This window comes from Streptomyces mabaensis (genome assembly GCF_053763515.1).
The window spans coordinates 16,321-34,650 of sequence record NZ_JBSOPZ010000025.1 but is presented as its reverse complement, the minus strand read 5'-3'; the positions used below and the strand labels follow the sequence as shown (position 1 = coordinate 34,650).

At 70.7% G+C, this 18,330-nt stretch carries 21 protein-coding genes; 8 read left to right on the top strand and 13 right to left on the bottom strand.

Annotated features, from left to right (window positions below; all coding sequences use genetic code 11):
- Positions 1-8 precede the first annotated feature (8 nt).
- The 3 genes from ACWV17_RS22150 to ACWV17_RS22140 are packed head-to-tail and all read right to left on the bottom strand — an operon-like array spanning position 9 to position 2,319.
- Positions 9-959 carry an ABC transporter substrate-binding protein gene (locus ACWV17_RS22150; RefSeq protein WP_455361176.1) on the bottom strand — a complete coding sequence of 317 codons (951 nt, stop codon included), beginning with the start codon at positions 957-959 and terminating at the stop codon, positions 9-11.
- Between the two features lie 5 nt (positions 960-964).
- Entirely contained in the window at positions 965-1,639 is a 675-nt protein-coding gene (locus ACWV17_RS22145) for an ABC transporter permease (protein WP_455353221.1), read from the bottom strand.
- On the bottom strand, positions 1,636-2,319 hold the full coding sequence (locus ACWV17_RS22140) for an ABC transporter permease (RefSeq protein WP_455353222.1): 684 nt from the start codon (positions 2,317-2,319) through the stop codon (positions 1,636-1,638). Before ACWV17_RS22140 ends, ACWV17_RS22145 begins: the two co-directional genes overlap by 4 nt.
- A gap of 173 nt (positions 2,320-2,492) precedes the next feature.
- On the opposite strand from ACWV17_RS22140, the gene ACWV17_RS22135 reads away from it, so the two are divergent.
- From ACWV17_RS22135 to glpK, 7 genes are all read left to right on the top strand, one after another.
- Positions 2,493-3,236, top strand: coding sequence for a class E sortase (locus tag ACWV17_RS22135; protein WP_455361122.1), 744 nt, complete (start codon positions 2,493-2,495; stop codon positions 3,234-3,236).
- A 141-nt stretch (positions 3,237-3,377) separates the two neighbouring features.
- Positions 3,378-3,716 (top strand): antibiotic biosynthesis monooxygenase family protein, encoded by a 339-nt coding sequence (locus tag ACWV17_RS22130; protein ID WP_455353224.1) that lies wholly within the window; start codon positions 3,378-3,380, stop codon positions 3,714-3,716.
- Positions 3,713-4,597: an NAD(P)-dependent oxidoreductase gene (locus tag ACWV17_RS22125; RefSeq protein ID WP_455361121.1), complete on the top strand. Its 885-nt coding sequence runs from the start codon at positions 3,713-3,715 to the stop codon at positions 4,595-4,597. Before ACWV17_RS22130 ends, ACWV17_RS22125 begins: the two co-directional genes overlap by 4 nt.
- The gene (locus tag ACWV17_RS22120; RefSeq protein WP_455361120.1) at positions 4,594-5,586 is read left to right on the top strand and encodes an amidohydrolase family protein; all 993 of its coding nucleotides are present in this window, start codon (positions 4,594-4,596) and stop codon (positions 5,584-5,586) included. Before ACWV17_RS22125 ends, ACWV17_RS22120 begins: the two co-directional genes overlap by 4 nt.
- Positions 5,583-6,827 (top strand): cytochrome P450 family protein, encoded by a 1,245-nt coding sequence (locus ACWV17_RS22115; protein ID WP_455361119.1) that lies wholly within the window; start codon positions 5,583-5,585, stop codon positions 6,825-6,827. The genes ACWV17_RS22120 and ACWV17_RS22115 overlap by 4 nt, the downstream gene beginning before the upstream one ends.
- 138 nt (positions 6,828-6,965) lie before the next feature.
- The gene (locus ACWV17_RS22110; protein ID WP_455361118.1) at positions 6,966-7,811 is read left to right on the top strand and encodes an MIP/aquaporin family protein; all 846 of its coding nucleotides are present in this window, start codon (positions 6,966-6,968) and stop codon (positions 7,809-7,811) included.
- Positions 7,812-7,886: 75 nt separating this feature from the next.
- The gene (glpK, locus tag ACWV17_RS22105) at positions 7,887-9,404 is read left to right on the top strand and encodes a glycerol kinase GlpK (RefSeq protein ID WP_455361117.1); all 1,518 of its coding nucleotides are present in this window, start codon (positions 7,887-7,889) and stop codon (positions 9,402-9,404) included.
- Positions 9,405-9,542: 138 nt separating this feature from the next.
- On the opposite strand, the gene ACWV17_RS22100 is transcribed toward glpK, so the two are convergent.
- Together ACWV17_RS22100 and ACWV17_RS22095 are read right to left on the bottom strand one after the other, a co-directional pair.
- On the bottom strand, positions 9,543-10,076 hold the full coding sequence (locus ACWV17_RS22100; RefSeq protein WP_455361116.1) for a hypothetical protein: 534 nt from the start codon (positions 10,074-10,076) through the stop codon (positions 9,543-9,545).
- Complete coding sequence (locus ACWV17_RS22095; RefSeq protein WP_455361115.1) at positions 10,073-10,279, bottom strand: hypothetical protein; 207 nt, start codon at positions 10,277-10,279, stop codon at positions 10,073-10,075. The genes ACWV17_RS22100 and ACWV17_RS22095 overlap by 4 nt, the downstream gene beginning before the upstream one ends.
- Positions 10,280-10,394: 115 nt before the next feature.
- On the opposite strand from ACWV17_RS22095, the gene ACWV17_RS22090 reads away from it, so the two are divergent.
- Positions 10,395-10,973: a TetR/AcrR family transcriptional regulator gene (locus ACWV17_RS22090; RefSeq protein ID WP_455353232.1), complete on the top strand. Its 579-nt coding sequence runs from the start codon at positions 10,395-10,397 to the stop codon at positions 10,971-10,973.
- A 28-nt stretch (positions 10,974-11,001) separates the two neighbouring features.
- Here ACWV17_RS22090 and ACWV17_RS22085 read toward each other — a convergent pair whose 3' ends face one another.
- Genes ACWV17_RS22085 through modA form a run of 8 tightly spaced genes read right to left on the bottom strand, consistent with a single transcriptional unit; the run spans position 11,002 to position 18,312 of the window.
- On the bottom strand, positions 11,002-12,225 hold the full coding sequence (locus ACWV17_RS22085; protein WP_455361114.1) for an ABC transporter permease: 1,224 nt from the start codon (positions 12,223-12,225) through the stop codon (positions 11,002-11,004).
- Positions 12,222-12,638 (bottom strand): hypothetical protein, encoded by a 417-nt coding sequence (locus ACWV17_RS22080; RefSeq protein ID WP_455361113.1) that lies wholly within the window; start codon positions 12,636-12,638, stop codon positions 12,222-12,224. The genes ACWV17_RS22085 and ACWV17_RS22080 overlap by 4 nt, the downstream gene beginning before the upstream one ends.
- A complete protein-coding gene (locus ACWV17_RS22075; protein ID WP_455361112.1) occupies positions 12,635-13,297 on the bottom strand; it encodes an ABC transporter ATP-binding protein in 663 nt (220 codons plus the stop codon). The genes ACWV17_RS22080 and ACWV17_RS22075 overlap by 4 nt, the downstream gene beginning before the upstream one ends.
- Entirely contained in the window at positions 13,290-14,522 is a 1,233-nt protein-coding gene (locus ACWV17_RS22070; protein WP_455353236.1) for an ABC transporter permease, read from the bottom strand. The genes ACWV17_RS22075 and ACWV17_RS22070 overlap by 8 nt, the downstream gene beginning before the upstream one ends.
- A 13-nt stretch (positions 14,523-14,535) precedes the next feature.
- Complete coding sequence (chrA, locus tag ACWV17_RS22065; protein WP_455361111.1) at positions 14,536-15,681, bottom strand: chromate efflux transporter; 1,146 nt, start codon at positions 15,679-15,681, stop codon at positions 14,536-14,538.
- A complete protein-coding gene (locus ACWV17_RS22060) occupies positions 15,678-16,730 on the bottom strand; it encodes an ABC transporter ATP-binding protein (protein WP_455361110.1) in 1,053 nt (350 codons plus the stop codon). The genes chrA and ACWV17_RS22060 overlap by 4 nt, the downstream gene beginning before the upstream one ends.
- Positions 16,727-17,584, bottom strand: a complete 858-nt coding sequence (locus ACWV17_RS22055) for an ABC transporter permease (protein ID WP_455361109.1) — start codon at positions 17,582-17,584, stop codon at positions 16,727-16,729. The genes ACWV17_RS22060 and ACWV17_RS22055 overlap by 4 nt, the downstream gene beginning before the upstream one ends.
- On the bottom strand, positions 17,581-18,312 hold the full coding sequence (gene modA, locus ACWV17_RS22050; protein WP_455361175.1) for a molybdate ABC transporter substrate-binding protein: 732 nt from the start codon (positions 18,310-18,312) through the stop codon (positions 17,581-17,583). The genes ACWV17_RS22055 and modA overlap by 4 nt, the downstream gene beginning before the upstream one ends.
- Positions 18,313-18,330: the final 18 nt, after the last annotated feature.

Sequence of the window (18,330 nt, the reverse complement as noted above, 5' to 3'; positions counted from 1 at the left end):
GGTATTGCCTACCGGATCAGTTTCTCGGACGTCAGATAGTTCTCGGCGACGTCCTCCGGGAGCCGGCGCCAGCTGTCGACCTGTTCGTTCATGGCGGCCAGGTCCGCGGTGGTCAGGACGGTGTTGAGCTTGTTCAGCGCCTTGGTGACACCGCTGCTGCCGGCCCGGGCCCGGTTCACCACCGGGACGACGTAGTCGGCGTTCTGCAGGTGCTTGTCGTCGGCGAGCAGGACCAGGCCGAAGTCGTCCAGGGTGCCGTCGGTCGTGGTGGTGACGACCATCTGGTCCTGGCCGTTCTGGACGGCGAGTTTGGCGGGGGTGGTGCCGATGCCCTTGGGGTCGATGGCGGTGATGTCGATTCCGTACGTCTTCCGCAGCCCCGGCGCGCAGTAGGGCCGCTGCACGCACTCGTCGCCGGCCGCGAGCCGTACCGGCAGCCTGGCCGCGCCGAGATCGCTGAGGGTCTTCAGCCGGTGCCGGGCGGCATACCACCCGGCGACGGCGAAGGCGTTCTGGTCGACGGCCCGGCCGGGCGCCAGGACGGTGAGACCGCGCGGGGTGGCGAGCCTGCGCAGCGCGGCCATCGTGGTGGCGAGGTCGGGCGAGCCGACGGGGGCGGCGTCCGGTCCGTTGGCCTTGGTGTTCAGCCAGTCGGCGAACGTGGCCGCGTACTCGGCGACGACATCGATCTGGCCGCTCTCCAGGGCGGGTTCGTACAGCTCCCGGTTGGTGACCGTGAGGACCTCGGTGGAGTATCCGGCCTCCTCCAGCAGCAGCGCGTACATCCGCGCGAGCAGCTCGCTCTCGGTGAATCCGGCGGAGCCGACGACCAGATGGCGGCTGTCGCCGGGCGGGGCGGTGATCTCGCCCCGGTGCTCCAGGGAGGGACCGGTCGTACAGCCGGTCGTGCCGCCGGCGAGGACAAGCAGGGCGGCCGCGGCCGGGAAGCCGGCTCTGATCCGGCTCAACCGGTCCTCCCCCGGGCCCACTGCGGCGAGAACCGCTGCGCCAGTTCGAAGGCACCCTCCACGAGCAACGCGAAGACGGCGACCAGCACGGCTCCCGCCACCACCTGCGGAGTGCTGGCGAGGTTGAAGCCCGCCGTGATGATCCGGCCGAGTCCGCCGCCGCCCACGAGCGCGGCGAGGGTGGCGGTGGCCACCAGCTGGACGGCCGCGATCCGTACGCCGACGAGGATGAGCGGCGCGGCGAGCGGTAGTTCGACCCGCCACAGCAGCTGCCGTCCCGTCATGCCCATGCCGCGAGCGGCCTGCACGGTGTCCTGGTCCACGCCGCGCATGCCGACGTACGCGTTGGTCAGCAATGGGGGGACGGCGAACAGCACCAGGGCGATGACGGTGGGCCACTGCGGGTTCGTGCCCAGCGGGGTGAGGAGCAGCAGCACGAGTACGGCGAAGGTGGGGACGGCCCGGCCGGCGTTGGAGATGTTGACGGCGAGCGCGCCGCCCCTGCCCAGATGGCCGAGCACGACGGCGACGGGCAGGGCGATCAGGGCGCTGATGACCAGACAGACGACGGTGAGGACGAGGTGCTCGGTGAGGCGGTTCCAGACGCCGTTCCCTCCGGACCAGTGGGCGGAGGTGGTCAGCCAGCTCCAGGTCGCGGTGAGCGTGTTCACCGGGCGGCCCTCGCCCGTTCCCAGGGGGTGAGGAGCCGCTGTACGCCGAGGAGCAGCAGGTCGGCGGCGATGGCGATGATCACGCACAGGACGGAGGCGGTGAGCACCTGCGCCTTGAAGAAGGTGTTCATCCCGGCGTAGATGAGGTTGCCGAGGCCGCCGTTGCCGACGATCGCGCCGATGGTGACCAGGGAGACCGCGGAGACGGTGGCGATGCGCAGCCCGGCCATGGCGGCCGGCACGGCAAGCGGAAGTTCGACCCCGAGCAGCAGCCGGACGGGACCGTAGCCCATGCCGCGCGCGGCCTGCCGGGTCTCCTCCGGTACGGCACGCAGCCCGGCGAGGATGTTCCGCACGAGGAGCGTCAGGGAGTACAGGACCAGGCCGGCGATGACGAGCGAGGCGGACAGGCCGTACACCGGGAGCAGCAGCGAGAACATCGCGAGCGACGGGATCGTGTAGAGCACCGTGGTGACGGAGAGCACCGGGCCCGCGGCCCACTTCCAGCGGCGGGCGAGGACGGCCAGCGGGACCGCGAGCAGCACACCGATCAGGAGGGAGACGCCGGTGAGCTGGAGATGCTGGAGGGTCGCGTCCCAGAGGATCTCGCGGCGGGTGCTGAGGTAGTCGCCGCAGATCCATTCGTTGCGCGCGAGGCAGTCGTCCGGGGTCGCGGTCACCCGTCCATTGCAGCCCGGGGACGGGACGGGCGCGCGTCCTGCTGGACTGTTCGGGGGCGGCGTCCTTCGCGCGCGGACGGGCGAAGCGGAATGCCTCACCGGCGGCCGGCGTTCTGCTGTGAGACACGTGTGTGACGCGTGTGACGTCCCCGGCTACTCGAAACCGGAATGCCATGTCCAGTCCCCGCACCCTCCTCGGCGCGATAGCGACCGCGGCCGTCGTCACGCTCGCCGGCTGTTCGGCCGGTGCCGGCGAGGCCACGACCGGCCAGACTTCCGACAAGGGCCCCGGCGCCCGCGCGGCCGCCACGACAGCGGCGGCGACAGCGACGGCGACGATCGTCGAGCCGGCCCCGGCCACCTCCTCCGCGGAGCCGGCCGCTCGCCCGGACCCACGGACCCGGACCGCCGTGCTGGCCATCCCGTCGATCGGCATCAAGGCCCTGCGCGTCGTCCCGTACGAGGGGACGACCGACGACTGGCCCGGTACGCGGATCCAGGACCGTGGTGTGGCCGCCAGCCCCTACGGCGACCGTGGCGGTGTCGGGCCCGGCGAGATCGGCAACTACCTGGTGACGGCCCACCGCCAGGCCGCCGGTGGCCCGCTGCGCGACCTCCCGGCCGTCGACGTGGGCGACTCCGTCTTCGTCACCTCGGGCGGCACGGTCTACGAGTACACGATCACCGAGACCAGGAAGACGTCCTTCCGGTCCGAGCGGTCACTCGCCGAGCAGCGCGCCGCGGTTCCCGGCGCGCCGGGCGAGCGGCCCACCAAGGCAATGATCACGGTCTCCACCTGCGCGACACCGGAGGACAACGCCGCCGGGAACTACTGGCGCGACGCCATGAACAACCCCGAGCACCGCATCGACAAGATCGGTGTGCTGACGTCGTCACGCAAGGCACAACAACCGTGACCCCATGTCACCCGGATGGGCTAGTAACCGCGGGTGAACCCTTGTCTCCGTTGGGCTCTGCCCGCGTCGAGGTTGCGTCGCACCTGGCCTCATGAGTCGGTGGGAATCGTGTTCTGCCCGATCTCACCACCAGGAGGAGACATGTGCGCTGCGCAGAACGGCCAAACGGCCGACAAGCTGTCCGTGGTGTTCGCGGTTCGTGTCATCGAGGGCGGCGAGCAGGGGTTCCTGGAGATGTACGAGCGAATACGGAAGTCCGTCGCCAGCACCCCCGGACACCTCATCGACCGCCTCGGCGAGCCCGTGGACGGCTCCCGGCAGTGGGTGATCACCAGTGAGTGGGAGACGCCCGACCACTTCTTCGCCTGGCAGCAGAGCGAGGACCACCGCGCACTGGTGGCTCCGCTGCGCGAGTGGGTCGAGGAGACCCAGTCCCTGCGGTACCGCGTCATCCAGGAGACCGTGGGGGTGAAGGCATGACGCGCCCCACCGGCCCCGTCGCCGTCCTCGGTCTCGGCACCATGGGCACCGGCCTCGCCACCCGGCTGCTCGACCAGGGCATCCAGGTGCGGGTCTGGAACCGCACCGCGGAGCGGACCGCGCCGCTCGCCGAGGCCGGCGCCTTCGCGGCGGACCACCCGGCCCATGCCGTCGAGGGGACAAGCGCGGCCATCTGCACCGTGGCCGACGGCGAAGCCCTCGGCGCCGTGCTGCGGGGGCCGGACGGCGTTCTGGCCGGCGGCCCGTACCCCGGCGCCCTGGTGTGCGCCAGCACGGTCGCGCCCGAGGAGGTCGTCCGCCTCGCCGGGAACGTGCACTCCGTCCTGGACGTCGGGATGCTGGGCAACCGCGACCACGCCCGCACCGGCGACCTGCGGCTGTTCGTCGGCGGCGAGGAGCGGGTCTTCACCGCGGGGCGGCCGCTGCTCGACCTGCTGGGCAAGGAGGTCGTCCACCTCGGCGAACTCGGTTCCGGCATGCGGATGAAGCTGCTCCTCAACCTGCTGATGGGCATCGAGGTTCAGGCGCTGGCCGAGGCCGTCGAGCTGGCTGCCGCCACCGGCCTGGACCGCAAGCTCGTCCTCAGCACGATCGCGGGCAGCGGCTTCGCCTCACCGGTCATGGCGTTCAAGTCCAAGCGGCTGGCAGCCGGGCGCTTCGACAAGCCCGACTTCCGGCTGCGCCTGATGGCCAAGGATCTCCAGCTCGTCGCGGAACAGGCCGCGGAGGCCGGACTCCGGCTTCCGCTCGCCGACGCCGCCGCCCAGACGCACGCCCGCGCCACCGAGCAGGGACACGGCGACGAGGACTGCGTCGCGGTCAGCCACGCACTCACACCCAACCCGGGGACCCACAAATGATCATCGACATCCACGGGCATCTCTCCCCGCCCGAGGCGGCCCGACGCTTCCCCATGCCCCCCAGCCTGACGGACGTCGACGGCATGCTCGCCGCCCGCGCCGAGGCGGGGATCGACATGACCATCATCGGCAGTCCGGTGGGCGCCGGGGCGATGGCACGCGTCCCGGGCGTCGACAACTACGCGCAACCGCGGGACCGGCTGCGCGGCTTCCACGCCTGGATGTCGGGCCTGATCGGGACCTTCCCGGACCAGTTGCGCGGGTACGTGTACGCCAACCCGTTCGGCGACGACGATCACCTGGAAGGGGTACGGGAGACGCTGGCCGACCCCGCCTTCGTCGGCCTGATCACCACCTCCAGCGTGCACGGCGAGCTGCTCGGCTCGCCGCGGGCCGACTCCTTCTTCGCGCTGGCCGCCGAGGCGGGAGTACCGGTGCTGGTGCACGCCCCGGCCGAGCCGATCGGCACGGAACAGGTCGACGACATCGGCTTCGTCGAGCAGATCGGCCGGTTCGGTGACGTGACCATGGGCATGGCCATGATCGCGTTTGCGGGATGGCTGGAGAAGTATCCCGGCCTGCGGCTGATCGGTGCCACCGGCGGCGGCGCGCTGGCGCTGCTGCCGGAGCGCCTGCAGACGGCGGCGCGGCCCCGGCACTGGGGCGGGGGCGGGGCCGCGCCGTCGGCGCCCGCCGCCGCCCCGGCGGCCTCGGCCTCGCCTGCGGCCGTTCCGCCGGCGGCCGACCCGGGCGCGGCGCTGCGGCGCATGTACGTCGACACCAGCCCGTTCAGCCCGGCGCACCTGAGTCTCAACGCGGAGGTGCTGGGGCCCGAGCGGATGCTGTTCGGCACCGACTCGCCGCCGATGTCCGTGCCGCTGGAGGAGCTCATGCGCATGATCGAGAAGCTGCCTCTCGACAAGGCGTCCCAGCAGCTCATCCTCGGCGGCAACGCCGAGGCACTCTTCGACCTCAGGAGCCGTCCATGACGACCGTGGAAGATCCCGCCGCCGCAGCCGCGCGGTGCACCCCCGAGTTCCGGCGGAACCCGCACCCGGTCTACGCGAACCTCCGGGAGACCGCGCCCGTCTGCCCGATGCGGCCGCCGCACGGCATCGACACGTACCTGATCACGCGGTACGAGGACGCGCGGGCCGCGCTGGCGGATCCTCGGCTGAGCAAGGACATGTACGGGGCCATGGACGCGTACCGGAGGATCTTCGGCGACTCCTCGGTGGCCCTGGACGACCACATGCTCAACGCCGACCCGCCCAAGCACACCCGGCTGCGCAAGCTGGTCAGCTCCAAGTTCACCCCGCGCCGCGTGGAGGCGCTGCGGCCGCAGATCCAGGCCACCGTAGACACGCTGCTGGACGGATGCCCGACCCGCGAACCGGTCGACCTGCTGCCCGCGTTCGCGTTCCCACTGCCGATCACCGTGATCTGCGAACTGCTCGGCGTGCCGCAGCAGGAGCGGCCGGACGTCCATCTCTGGTCCACCACGGTGGCGCAGACCGGATTCAGCAAGGAATCCAAGCAGGCCCAGCAGAAGGCGGAGGAGAGCCTGCACGCGTACTTCGCCGACCTCCTCGCGCGCAAGCGCAGCCATCCGGGCGAGGACCTGCTCAGCGCGCTTTCGGCGGCCCGGGACGAGGACGGCGGGCTCACCGAGCACGAGCTGATCTCGACCGCGTTCCTGCTGATGTTCGCGGGTCACAAGACGACCGCCTACCTCATCGGCAACGCCGTCCACCATCTCCTCACCCAGCCCGATCAGCTCCGCGCCCTGCAGCAGAACCCTGAGCTGATCGGACAGGCGGTGGAGGAACTGCTGCGCTACGAGTCCTCGGTGGAGAGCGCGACGTTCCGTTACGCCACCGAGGACGTGGAGATCGCCGGGACGCGGATCCCGAAGGGCGCCCTGGTACAGATCGCCCTCACCTCGGCCAACCGCGACCCGATGAAGTTCGACGCCCCGGACCAGTTGGACGTGACCCGGCCGGCGAACGCGCAGAACGCCCATCTGGGGTTCGGGCACGGTATTCACTACTGCCTGGGAGCACCGCTGGCCCGGCTGGAGACGCAACTCGCGCTCACCGGTCTGTTCAGCCGCTTCCCGAGAGTGGCGCCGGCCGACCCCGGGCGCGAGGCCCCCTGGATGGAGGTCCCGTTCCCGGCCTTCCGGGGCCTGACGGAGCTGTCCGTCGTACTGGAGCCCGCCGGCCCGTGAGCGAGACCCGGGGGGGCTCACACCAGGTAGGGGGGCGACCCTGCCCCGTATGCGGTCGGCTCTTGATCGCCCTACGATGATGGCTGGAGGACTCGGGTAAGCGACGGCCGGTCCTGGGCCGGCGGGAAGCGGGCACCCATGGCTGAACGGCTCAAGAGATCAGGTCTCGTCGGCGAGCTGTCCGCCGAGTTCGCCGGGACCATGATTCTCATCCTCTTCGGTTGCGGTGTGGTGGCTCAGGTGGTGGCCGGCGGAGCCCTCACGGATCCCGCGGGCGGCCTCGGAGACCACGACAGCATCGCCTGGGCGTGGGGCCTCGGTGTCACGCTCGGCGTGTACGTGGCGGCGCGGCTGAGCGGTGCTCACATCAATCCCGCGGTGACCCTGGCACTGGCCGCCTTCAAGGGATTCCCATGGAGCAAGGTGGCGCCGTACGCGCTCGCCCAGACGGCCGGCGCCTTCGTGGCAGCCCTGATCGTGCGCTGGAACTACACCGAGGCGCTGGCGAAGGCCGACCCCGGCCACACCATCAAGACGCAGGGCGTCTTCTCCACGCTGCCCGCCAACGGCAACCCGAATCTGCCGGTCAGCGACTGGGGCGCGTTCCGCGACCAGATCATCGGCACCGCGATCCTGCTGCTGCTGATCCTGGCGATCACCGACCTGCTCAACACTCCCCCGGGCGCCAACTTGGCCCCGTTCATCATCGGCCTGGTCGTCGTGGCGATCGGTATGGCCTGGGGCACCAACGCGGGCTATGCGATCAACCCCGCACGTGACTTCGGTCCCCGGCTGGCCAGCTTCCTGACCGGGTACGGCGGAGCGTGGCGAGATCAGTACGGGAACTTCTACTTCTGGGTGCCGATCATCGGTCCGCTGATCGGCGGCCTGCTCGGAGCGTTCCTCTACAAGTTCTTCATCGGCCGGTTCCTGCCGACCGCTGAGCCGGAGCCTCCGGGCCGCGTCCCGACCCCGGAGGGCTGACCGGTACGGCGTGAGGGCCCAGTCCATCCCCCAGCTCCCACAGCTCCACAGCTCCCACAGGAGAGGCGGCATGCCATGGCGGACTTCGTCGGCGCGGTGGACCAGGGAACCACCAGCACCCGTTTCATGATCTTCGACCACGCCGGCAACGAGGTGGCGAAGCACCAGCTGGAGCACGAACAGATACTCCCGCGCTCGGGGTGGGTCGAGCACGACCCGGTGGAGATCTGGGAACGCACCAACTCGGTGATCCAGAACGCCCTGCGGCACGGAAACCTGTCCCCGTCCGACCTGGCGGCGATCGGCATCACCAACCAGCGCGAGACAACCGTCGTCTGGGACCCCCGTAACGGCCGTCCCTACTACAACGCCATCGTCTGGCAGGACACCCGCACCGACTCCATCGCGGCCGCACTGGAACGCTCGGGCCAGGGCGAGGTCATCCGGCGCAAGGCGGGCCTGCCGCCGGCCACCTACTTCTCCGGCGGCAAGATCCAGTGGATTCTGGAGAACGTCGACGGCGTCCGCGAGGCGGCGGAGCAGGGCCATGCCCTCTTCGGCAACACCGACTGCTGGGTGCTGTGGAACCTCACCGGCGGCCCCGAAGGCGGAATCCACGCCACCGACGTGACCAACGCCAGCCGCACCATGCTGATGAACCTCGAAACCCTCGACTGGGACGACGAGTTGCTGGGCTTCTTCGACATCCCCCGGGCGATGCTGCCCACCATCAGCCCGTCCTCCCACCGGGAGGCGTTCGGCGAGACCCGTACATCCCGGCCGTTGCGCGCCGCCATCCCCATCACCGGGATGCTCGGCGACCAGCAGGCGGCCACCGTCGGACAGGTCTGCTACGCGCCCGGCGAAGCCAAGAACACCTACGGCACCGGCAACTTCCTGGTGCTCAACACCGGCACCGAGCTGGTCCGTTCACAGAACGGCCTGCTCACCACCGTGGCCTACCAGTTCGGCGACAGCCCGGCGATCTACGCGCTGGAGGGCTCCATCGCCGTCACCGGGTCCGCGGTGCAGTGGCTGCGCGACCAGATGAAGATCATCGGTGACGCGGCCGAGAGCGAGCGTCTGGCCCGCACCGTCGAGGACAACGGCGGCATGTACTTCGTCCCCGCCTTCTCGGGCCTGTTCGCGCCGTACTGGCGCTCCGACGCCCGCGGCGCGATCGTCGGCCTCGCCCGGTACAACAGCAACGGTCACCTGGCGCGGGCCACCCTGGAAGCCATCTGCTACCAGAGCCGCGACGTGGTGGAGGCCATGGAGCAGGACTCCGGCGTCCACCTGGACGTGCTCAAGGTCGACGGCGGCGTGACGGCCAACGATCTGTGCATGCAGATCCAGGCCGATGTCCTGGGCGTACCGGTCAGCCGCCCGGTGGTCGCCGAGACCACCGCGCTCGGTGCCGCCTACGCGGCCGGTCTGGCCACCGGCTTCTGGCGGGACACCGACGAACTGCGCTCCCACTGGCAGGAGTCCCGGCGCTGGGAGCCGCAGTGGTCCGAGGAGCAGCGCGCGGAAGGGTACGCGGGCTGGAAGAAGGCGGTGGAGCGCACACTCGACTGGGCCCAGGTCGAGTAGGCCCCACGTCTGGGGGCGCCCGACAAGGAAGGGCGCCCCCGCCCCTGCCGGGCACTTCCTCAACCTCTACCTTCAGCAGGTCCTGGGGTACGGGGCGTTCGCCAGCGGCGCGGCACTGGGCCACGGGGGCCGCGGTCGCTACTCCGCGGGCACAGTGGCCCGGGTGCGCTCGTTGCGCCGCTGCTCGTCCTGCTTGCGCCACCCGTACCGGGTCAGGCCCCGCGGCTTGAACACCGAAAGGATCAGGATGACGAGCAGGACCACCAGGCCGCCCACGGAGTGGAACAGGGTGCCGGGCAGCTCGCGCGGATCGGTACTGACTGCCGCCGCTTCTGCGAGGTGGCTCACGGTCCGCGCCTCCATCAGCAGGACGGTGGCGGCGAAGACGGTGAGCAGGAGTTTCACCAGCACCCAGTAGTGACGGAACAGGCCCCATGGCGTGCCCAGCGCGTTGACGAGCCCAATGAACACCGACGCGAGAGCGAGCGGCACGATGACATACAGAACCGTCACTTCCATCGCGGCGTACGCGCCCCGCACCGCCTGAGCATCCCGGCTGGTCACCGCAGTGACATCGAGAGCGACGTAGGCGAAGACCGCGCCGATCCAGCCGACCGAGGTGGCTATGTGTAGGGCCAGCACGGTCTTGCGGAGACCGGGCGGCATGATCATCGGTCGCCGACCCACACTGTGGCGCCGATCGGCGGCGTGCCGGCGGCGCCCATATGCCGACCAGGACCGTGCTCACCGCCGACGCCGGCGAGTATCACGATCACGGCAAGCACGATGAGGACGCCGACGATGATCGCGGACACTTTCACCCAGCGTGGAGCGCGCGGCGGTGCGGCGCCGACGGGGCGCGGTGAGTTGGCCATGGGATTCCTCCAGTGCTTGCGACTGCCACTTCCCCCCAGCAAGAGGCAGTTTACGAGACACCGCGTATATGGGGAATCAAAGTGTCGTGTCAATGTCGTCACGTATACTGCACGGGTGCCCAAGCTGTGGAACGAGACGATCGAGACCCACCGCCACGCAGTGCGCGAGGCGATCCTGAAGACCACCTGGGAGCTGGTGACCGAACACGGGCTGATGTCGGTGACGATGACGCAGATCGCCGAGAAGGCCGGAATCGGACGCGCGACGCTGTACAAGTACTTCCCAGACGTCGAATCGATCCTGATCGCCCACCACGAACGGCACGTCACCAGCCACCTCGAACAGCTCGCCGGGCTGCGGGACCAGTCCGGCGACGCCGGCGAGCGGCTCGAAGCCGTACTCGAGCGCTACGCGCTCATCTCCCACTACCGCGGGCGGCACGGCACCGAAGAACTCGCCGCCCTTCTTCACCGGGGCGAGCATGTCGCCCGCGCACAGCAGCAGCTCATCAACCTGTTCCGCGACCTGCTGACCGAGGCCGCGACAACCGGCCACCTCCGGGACGATGTCGCGCCCGGCGAGCTCGCGGCCTACTGCCTCCACGCCCTCGGCGCGGCCGGCGCCCTGCCGTCCGAAGCCGCAGTCCGACGACTTGTCGCGGTCACTCTGGCCGGGCTGCGCCCTGCACGCTGACGGCCACGCGTAGGTACGGGTAGTACGTCTACGAGGACACCAGGTTCAGTGCGGGCTTGAGCGCGGTCGCCCGGCGGGCGGCCAGCATGCCCGCGGCGGTCGCGCCTGCGACGGACGTGAGCGCGGCGGTGCCGAGCGCCATGAGGCCGACGCTGACCGGCAGCCCGGCTGCCTCTTCCGTCCCGGTGGTGTGTCCCTGAACTCCCTGCGGTCCGGCGGCGATCTCGGGTGTCGGCAGATAGGACAGCAGTCCTGCCAGGGCCAGACCCACGAGGACGCCGAGCACCGCGCCGGTGATGCTGAGGACCAGGGCCTCGAGGCGGAACGTCCGCACCACGTCGCGGCGACTCCACCCGACGGCCATCAGCACGCCGATCTCGCGCGTCCGTTCGGCGACCAGGCCCCGCAGTGCGGTCCAGCTCAGCAGCAGCCCGCCCGCGGCACCCACCAGGGCGGCGATGGTGGAGAACCGTGCGGAGATCCGGCCCACCGCGCCCATGATCTGGACGAGGCTGTCGGGGGTGATGGCGCTGACGGTGCCGACGCGTTCGGTGATACGGCCGGTCACCACTTCCGTGTCGGCCGAGCTGCCGACCTGTACATGGACCTGGTTCACCTGCCCCGCTTGCAGCCCGGCGAGCTGTTGGGCGTCGGCGAGCGGAACGTAGATGTTCGAGGCGGCGGCCTGACTGGAGTCCCTCACCTCCACGATGCCGACCACTGTGAACTCGCGTGGTCCGACGCCGACCCGGTCTCCGACCTTGGTTCCATAGAACGCGGCGTAATGCTGGTCGAGGACGGCGACATCCCGTTCACCGGTACGCAGCGCCCGGCCCTGCACCAGGTTGCGGTGCAGGACGCGCCCGGGGCCGACACTGCGCTGGGCCGGGTCGACGCCGGCGACCGTGACCGTGGAGCGTGGTCCGAAGTCCCAGATCTGCAGGGACCCGACGGCGACACTCACTCCGGCGACCGACCGGACCTCGCGCACCTCGCCGGGGCTGAAGGTCGACAGGCCGAAGGGCATCCGTACGCCGCGAGCGGCCTGCTGCGAGGGGGCGGCACCGTCCGGGCGGGTGAGGATCACGTCGGCCGCGACGCCGGCGAGCGGCGCACGAGCTGCCTCACGGAACCCGGCTCCCAGCGAGGTGAGCGCGATGAACAGGGCGGAGCCGAGAGCCACCGCGCCGACCACGGCGAACGCCCGTCGGCTGCGGTGCCGTAGCTGCGACCATACGTAGGTACCGGTCATGGGGCGGCACTCCCGGTTCGTTCCCGGAGTGCGCTGTCGAGGTCTTCGATCCGCCAGTCGCCCTCGGCCGACTTGACCGGGGCCCGTCCGGCCGGGAAGCCCCGGAACCGGACCTTCCCGTCGATGAGCACGGCGATCATGACGTGTCCGGTGAGGACGTGGTCCTCGGCGAAGTCCTTGCCCTCGGCGGTGTCCGCGTCGTGCCTGGAGACGCTGACCTTGCCGTCGTACCCGGTGAGTACCTGGTCGATGTCCTTCAGAACCGGGCGCACCGGCGGATGGTCGAGGTACACCAGATCGACGCTCACTCCGCCGGACGGCGGCGCCGCGTCCGGCTTCTTCTCCGGCTCCTGCGAACATCCGCCGGCCGCCAGGACGGCGGCGACCACCAGGGCCGTGCCGAGGCGCCTCATCCGACGACCTCGCCGTCCTGGAGCCGGATCCGCCGGTCGGCCGCGGCGGCCACCTTTTCGTCGTGGGTGACCACGACGAGCGCGAACCCGGTTTCCTGTCGCAGCCGTTGGAACATGTCCAGGATCTCCTTGCCGGTGGTGCTGTCGAGATTGCCGGTGGGTTCGTCGGCCAGGACGAGGGACGGTTCGCCGACCAGCGCCCGCGCGATGGCGACGCGTTGCTGTTCCCCTCCAGAGAGCTGGCCGGGGCGGTGCGCGACGCGATGGCCGAGTCCGACCTGGGTCAGGTGCCGCTCGGCCCGTCGGCGCCGCTCGTCCGTACTCATGCGCCGGGGATAGAGGGGAACGGCGACGTTCTCCATCGCGGACAGCGTGGGGATCAGATGGAAGGCCTGGAAGACCAGTCCGACGTGCTCCCGGCGCCAGCGCGCCAGGGCGTCCTCGCCGGCCGGCAGTTCCTCTCCGAGGCTGGTGATCCTTCCGGCGTCCGGCGAGTCGAGTCCGGCGAGCAGGTTGAGCAGTGTGCTCTTGCCCGACCCGGATCGTCCGACGATGGCCAGGAACTCCCCGGCGCGGACGCTCACGTCCACTCCGGCGACGGCGGTGACATCACCGAAGGACTTCCGTACTCCCTCGGCCCGCAGAACCTCATCAGTCACGCCATGCCTCCATCGGTTTGATTCCTGCCGCGCGCCGCGCGGCGAACACACTCACCAGCCCCGCCGTCCCCAGACTCACCAGCGCGGCCACCGTGATCAGGTACGGGCCCAGAGAGGCGTCCAGCGGTACGGTGATCGACAGTTGACGTGCGCCTCCCGCCAGGAAGTGCGGGGTCGGGCTGAGTTCCCAGGGCACCGGCACCGTCACCTCCGTACTGCTCAGCGCCCAGGTCACCGCGGCGGCGATGAGGACCCCGAGGCCGAGACCCAGCAGCGTGACCGCCGTTGTCTCTGCGGTGAGCTGTGCCGTCACCGAGCGGCGGGACCAGCCGACCGCGCGGAGCACGGCGACATCGCGGCGGCGCTCGGCCAGGTTGGCGGTGACCGTACGGGCCAGTCCCGCGGCCGCGACGAGCAGCGCCGCGACGCCGACCAGCAGTCCGAGCCGGTCGATCAGGGTGAACGTCGAGCCGAGCACCTTGTCGAAGGACTGCGGGGTCGTGATCAGGCCGTCCTTGCCGAGCAGCGCCCCGATGTCCCGTGCGATCGCGGCGCTGCGGGCCGGCTGGGCGGTGACGAAGACCATGTTGACGTCGGCCGGGGCCGTGAGCCCCGCACGGGACGACATCTTCTGGGCGTCGGGCAGCGGGACGTAGACGTTCGCGTTGGCGATCTGGCCCGCCCGGCTGCTGTCGACCAGGCCGACCACCTCGAATGCCCGCCCGTCCACGGTGACCGAGCCGCCTGGCCGGATCTTCTTCTGTTCGGCGTAGCTGACGTCGAGGACCGCGACGCCGGAGTCACGCGGCGTCAGGAAGCGTCCTTCGCGCAGGCCCGCGCGCAGTCGTCCGGGACCGGTGTCCGCCGCCGGGTCGATCCCCAGGGTGACGACGAGGTCGTCGTTCTGGAACGCCCACAGGAACAGGGCGCTACTGACCTCCTCCACGCCCTGGATCCGGCTGATCCCGCTGACTTCTGCACTGCGGATGGGTGCGGCGGAGTGCGGGAAGACCACACCCTCGAACGCCTCGGGCCGGTCACCCTCGCGCTGGGCGACGATGTCCGTGCCGATCTCGGCCAGGGGGGCCCGAGCCGCCTCCCGGTAGCCGCTCCCGTATGCCTGCAGGCTGAGGAAGAGCGCCAGCCCGATGGCGAGGCTGATCGCGCCGGTGAAGGTGCGGGCAGGCCGGCCCAGAAGTTCGGCTCGGACGAAATGGCTTTGCAATGGCCTCCTCCTTTCAGAGGACGTGGTGGACGAGGAGCCGCAGCAGCCCGATGCCGGCGCCCGCGCCGACCAGCAGCAGGGCCGACGACGGGCGCCGCCACAGCACCAGCGCGGCACCTGCCGCGAGCACCGCGGTGAACGGGTCGACGAGCGCGCTGCGGCCCAGTTCGACGGTGAATCCGGCGAGGACGCCGATCGCGCCCAGCGTCACGCCGTCCAGTACGGCGCGCGCCGGGGCGTACTTCCTGATCAGGCGCAGCGCCGGTCCGGCGGCCGCCATGAGGACGAACGAGGGGAGAACCACGGCGACGGTCACCACGAGCGCCCCGAGCGGTCCGGCCAGGGTGTAGCCGAGGAAGGTGGCCGTGTTGAGTACCGGCCCCGGTGTCACCTGGCCGACCATGACGGCGTCGAGGAGCTGCTCCTCGGTGATCCAGCCCCGGTCGACGACGAGTTCACCGCGCAGTACGGCGAGGAGCACCGCGCCGCCGCCGAACAGCAGGGCACCCGCCTTCAGGAACACCCCGGCAAGGGCCGGGAGGTCGGCGTTCTCCGCCGGTCCCGCCAGGGGCAGGAGCATGACCGACGGCTTACCGGTCCGGCCGGTGCGCCACCAGTGGGCGCCGAGCGTGAGGGCACCGGCGGTGCCCAGCAGCAGCAGTTCGTCGACCCCGAGGAGGTAGACCGCGGCGGTGCCGGCGATCAGGGCGATGCGGGGTGGCCCGGGTCGCGCGCCCTTGGCCAGTCGGATGACGGACCAGCCGGTCACCGCGATGACCACGGGCTTGATGCCGTACAGCAGCCCGGCCGCCGCGGACGTGGCTCCGAAGCGCAGGTACAGAGCGCCGAGTACGGCGGCCAGCAGGGCGCCGGGCAGGACGAACGCCACGCCGCCGAGCACGAAGCCGGCGCGTCCGGCCCGGCGGTGCCCGATGTGCATGGCCATCTCGACGGCGTTCGGGCCGGGCAGGACGGTGACCATGCCCACCAGGTCGAGGAACTCGCGCTCCTCCAGCCACTTCAGGCCGAGGACCACTTTGCTGTGGACCAGCGCCATGTTGGCCGCGGGCCCGCCGAAGGACAGCGCGCCGACGCGCAGGAAGACCCAGAAGACCTCCGCCGCCGTGCGGCCTCCCGCCCGGTCTTGCGCTTGTGTCATGCCGTGAAGACCTCGATCTCGGTAGCCTTGACCGAGACCCAGACGTCGTCACCCGGTTCGAGGTCGAGTTCGGCGAACGCCGCTGTGGTGACCTCCGCGACGACGGACGGTTTGCCGCTCAACGCCACGCGCAGCACGTCCCGTTCGACATCCATGCTTTCGACGCGGCACCGCCATGTATTGCGGGGTGAACCGTCGGGCTCGTTCCGGTGCAGCGCCACAGCGCGGGGGTGGATACCGGCCCACACGTCGCCGCTGACTCCCTTCGGGACCACCAGGCCACGGCCGCCCTCCACAGTGAGCCGGTCGCCGTCGGCCCAGCCCCGGAGCAGGTTGATGCCGACGAAGCGGGCCACGTAGGGCGAGCGCGGCCGGGCGGTGACCTCGGCCGGGGTTCCGGACTGGACCACCCGGCCGCCCTCGATGATCACCAGCTGGTCGGCGAGGGTGAACGCCTCGGTGGGATCGTGGGTTACCACGAGGCGGACTCCGGGGAATGACGCCAGCGCCCTTTGCAGGTCCCTGCGCATGTCCGCGCGCAGGCCGACGTCGAGCGCGGACAGCGGCTCGTCGAGCAGCAGCAGGTCCGGTGCGATGGCCAGCGCCCGTGCCAGGGCGACCCGCTGGGCCTGACCGCCGGACAACTCACGTGGGCGGGCGGCGGCCCGGTCGGCCAGCCCGAACCGGTCGAGCCACTGGGCGGCCCGCCGGCGGCATTCGGCCCGGGAGAGTCCGCGGCACCGCAACCCGAAGGCGACGTTCTCGACCGCGCTCAGGTGGGGGATCAGCCGGAGGTCCTGGAAGACGACTCCTACCGGGCGGCACTCGGCCGGCACGAAGGTGCCGGTGGCCGGGTCGTCGAGGACGTGTCCGTTCAGGCTGAGCCGTCCCCCGCTGAGCGGGAGCAGCCCGCACAGCGCGCGCAGCAGTGTGCTCTTGCCCGCACCGTTCGGCCCGAGTACGGCGACCGTCTGCCCCTCGGGGATGTCGAGCGGGACGTCGATGGAGAACGTGCCGGCCGAGGTCTGTATCTCCGCGTCAAGACTCACAGTCCACCTGCCCACTGCTTGCGGAGACCGATCAGGATGCTGAGGGAGACCGCGAGGAGCAGCAGACTGAGTACGATCGCCGCCTCCGGGCTTCGTTCGAGGGCTACGTAGACCGCGAGGGGAAGTGTCTGGGTGGTCCCCGGCAGATTGCCGGCGAAGGTGATCGTGGCGCCGAACTCGCCGAGTGCGCGCGCCCAGCACAGGACCGCCCCGTACAGCAGGGAAGGCCGGATCTGGGGCAGGGTGACGCGCCGGAAAACCGTCCACTGGCTCGCACCGAGGGTGCGGGCGGCCTCTTCGATCCGCCGGTCGGCCGACTGCAGGGCGCCGCACACGGTCAGCACCAGGAAGGGCATGGCGACGAAGGTCTCGGCGAGGATCACGCCGTGCGTCGAGAAGGCGAGCCTGATCCCGAACGTCTCGTCGAGGAACCGGCCGAAGACACCGTCACGTCCGAACGCGAGGAGCAGGGCCACACCGCCGACGACGGGTGGCAGTACCACCGGCAGCGTGGTGACGGCACGCAGGATCGAGCGTCCCGGAAGCTCGGTGCGCACCAGGATCCATGCCACGGGCACGCCGAGCACGAGGCAGAGCACGGTGGCGCACACCGAGCACAGCAGGGACACGCTCAGTGCGGCCCGGGTCTCCGGTGACCAGAGCTGCGTCGCCGCCTCCCCCCACGGCACGCGCAGCAGCAGCGCCGCGAGCGGAGCGGCGAAGACGAGGATGCCGATGCCGCCCAGCACCATGAAGGTGACGGGCAGCCACCGCGAGCGGCGGGCCCGCGGTGGCGGCAGCGGCGTCAACTCCTCCACCGGGCCGTCCGGTTCCAGTTTGAACGTGGTGCTCATGCCGGTGCCAGGAAGCCGTGGCGCTGCAGGATTCGCCGGGCCTCCGCCGACAGGAGGTACTCCTTGAAGAGCCGGCCACCGGACGCGTTGTCACCGGTGTTGAGCAGGCCCACCGGGTAGTGGGCGTCGACGTTCTGGGCGGCCGGTATGGAGACTCCGTCGGCCTTGCCCTTGGCCCCCAGTACCTCGGTGGCGTACACGACCCCTACGTCGGCCTCGCCCATGGTGACGCGGCTGACGACCTGTTTGACGTCGAGTTCCTCGCCGCCCTTGGGGACGGCCACCCCCGCCCGCTCCAGTGCCTGCCGTGCGTAGCGGCCGACGGGGACCTGAGGGCCGCACATCGATACGGTCAGACCGGGCCGGCCGAGGTCACCGAGACCGGTGATCTTCTTGGGGTTGCCCTTCCTCACCAGCAGGCTCAGCGAGTTGCGTGCGAAAATCTCGGTCCGGCCCTCGGTCAGCTTCTTGTCGACGGCCTTGCGCATGGTGGGTTCGTCCGCGGACGCGAAGACATCACCGGGCGCTCCGTTGCTCAGCTGCGTCACCAGCGTCGAGGAACTGCCGAGGTTCAGCCGTACGTCCAACTCCGGGTGCTTCTTGTGGAACTCCGTCTTGACCTCCTCCAGGGCGCCGCCGAGGGAGGCTGCCGCGAAGACCGTGACGGTCTTCGGTGCTCCCTCGCCGGACCGGCCGGCGTCCGAGCAGGCGGTGACGACGGAGCCCAGGAGGACTGTGGCGACGGC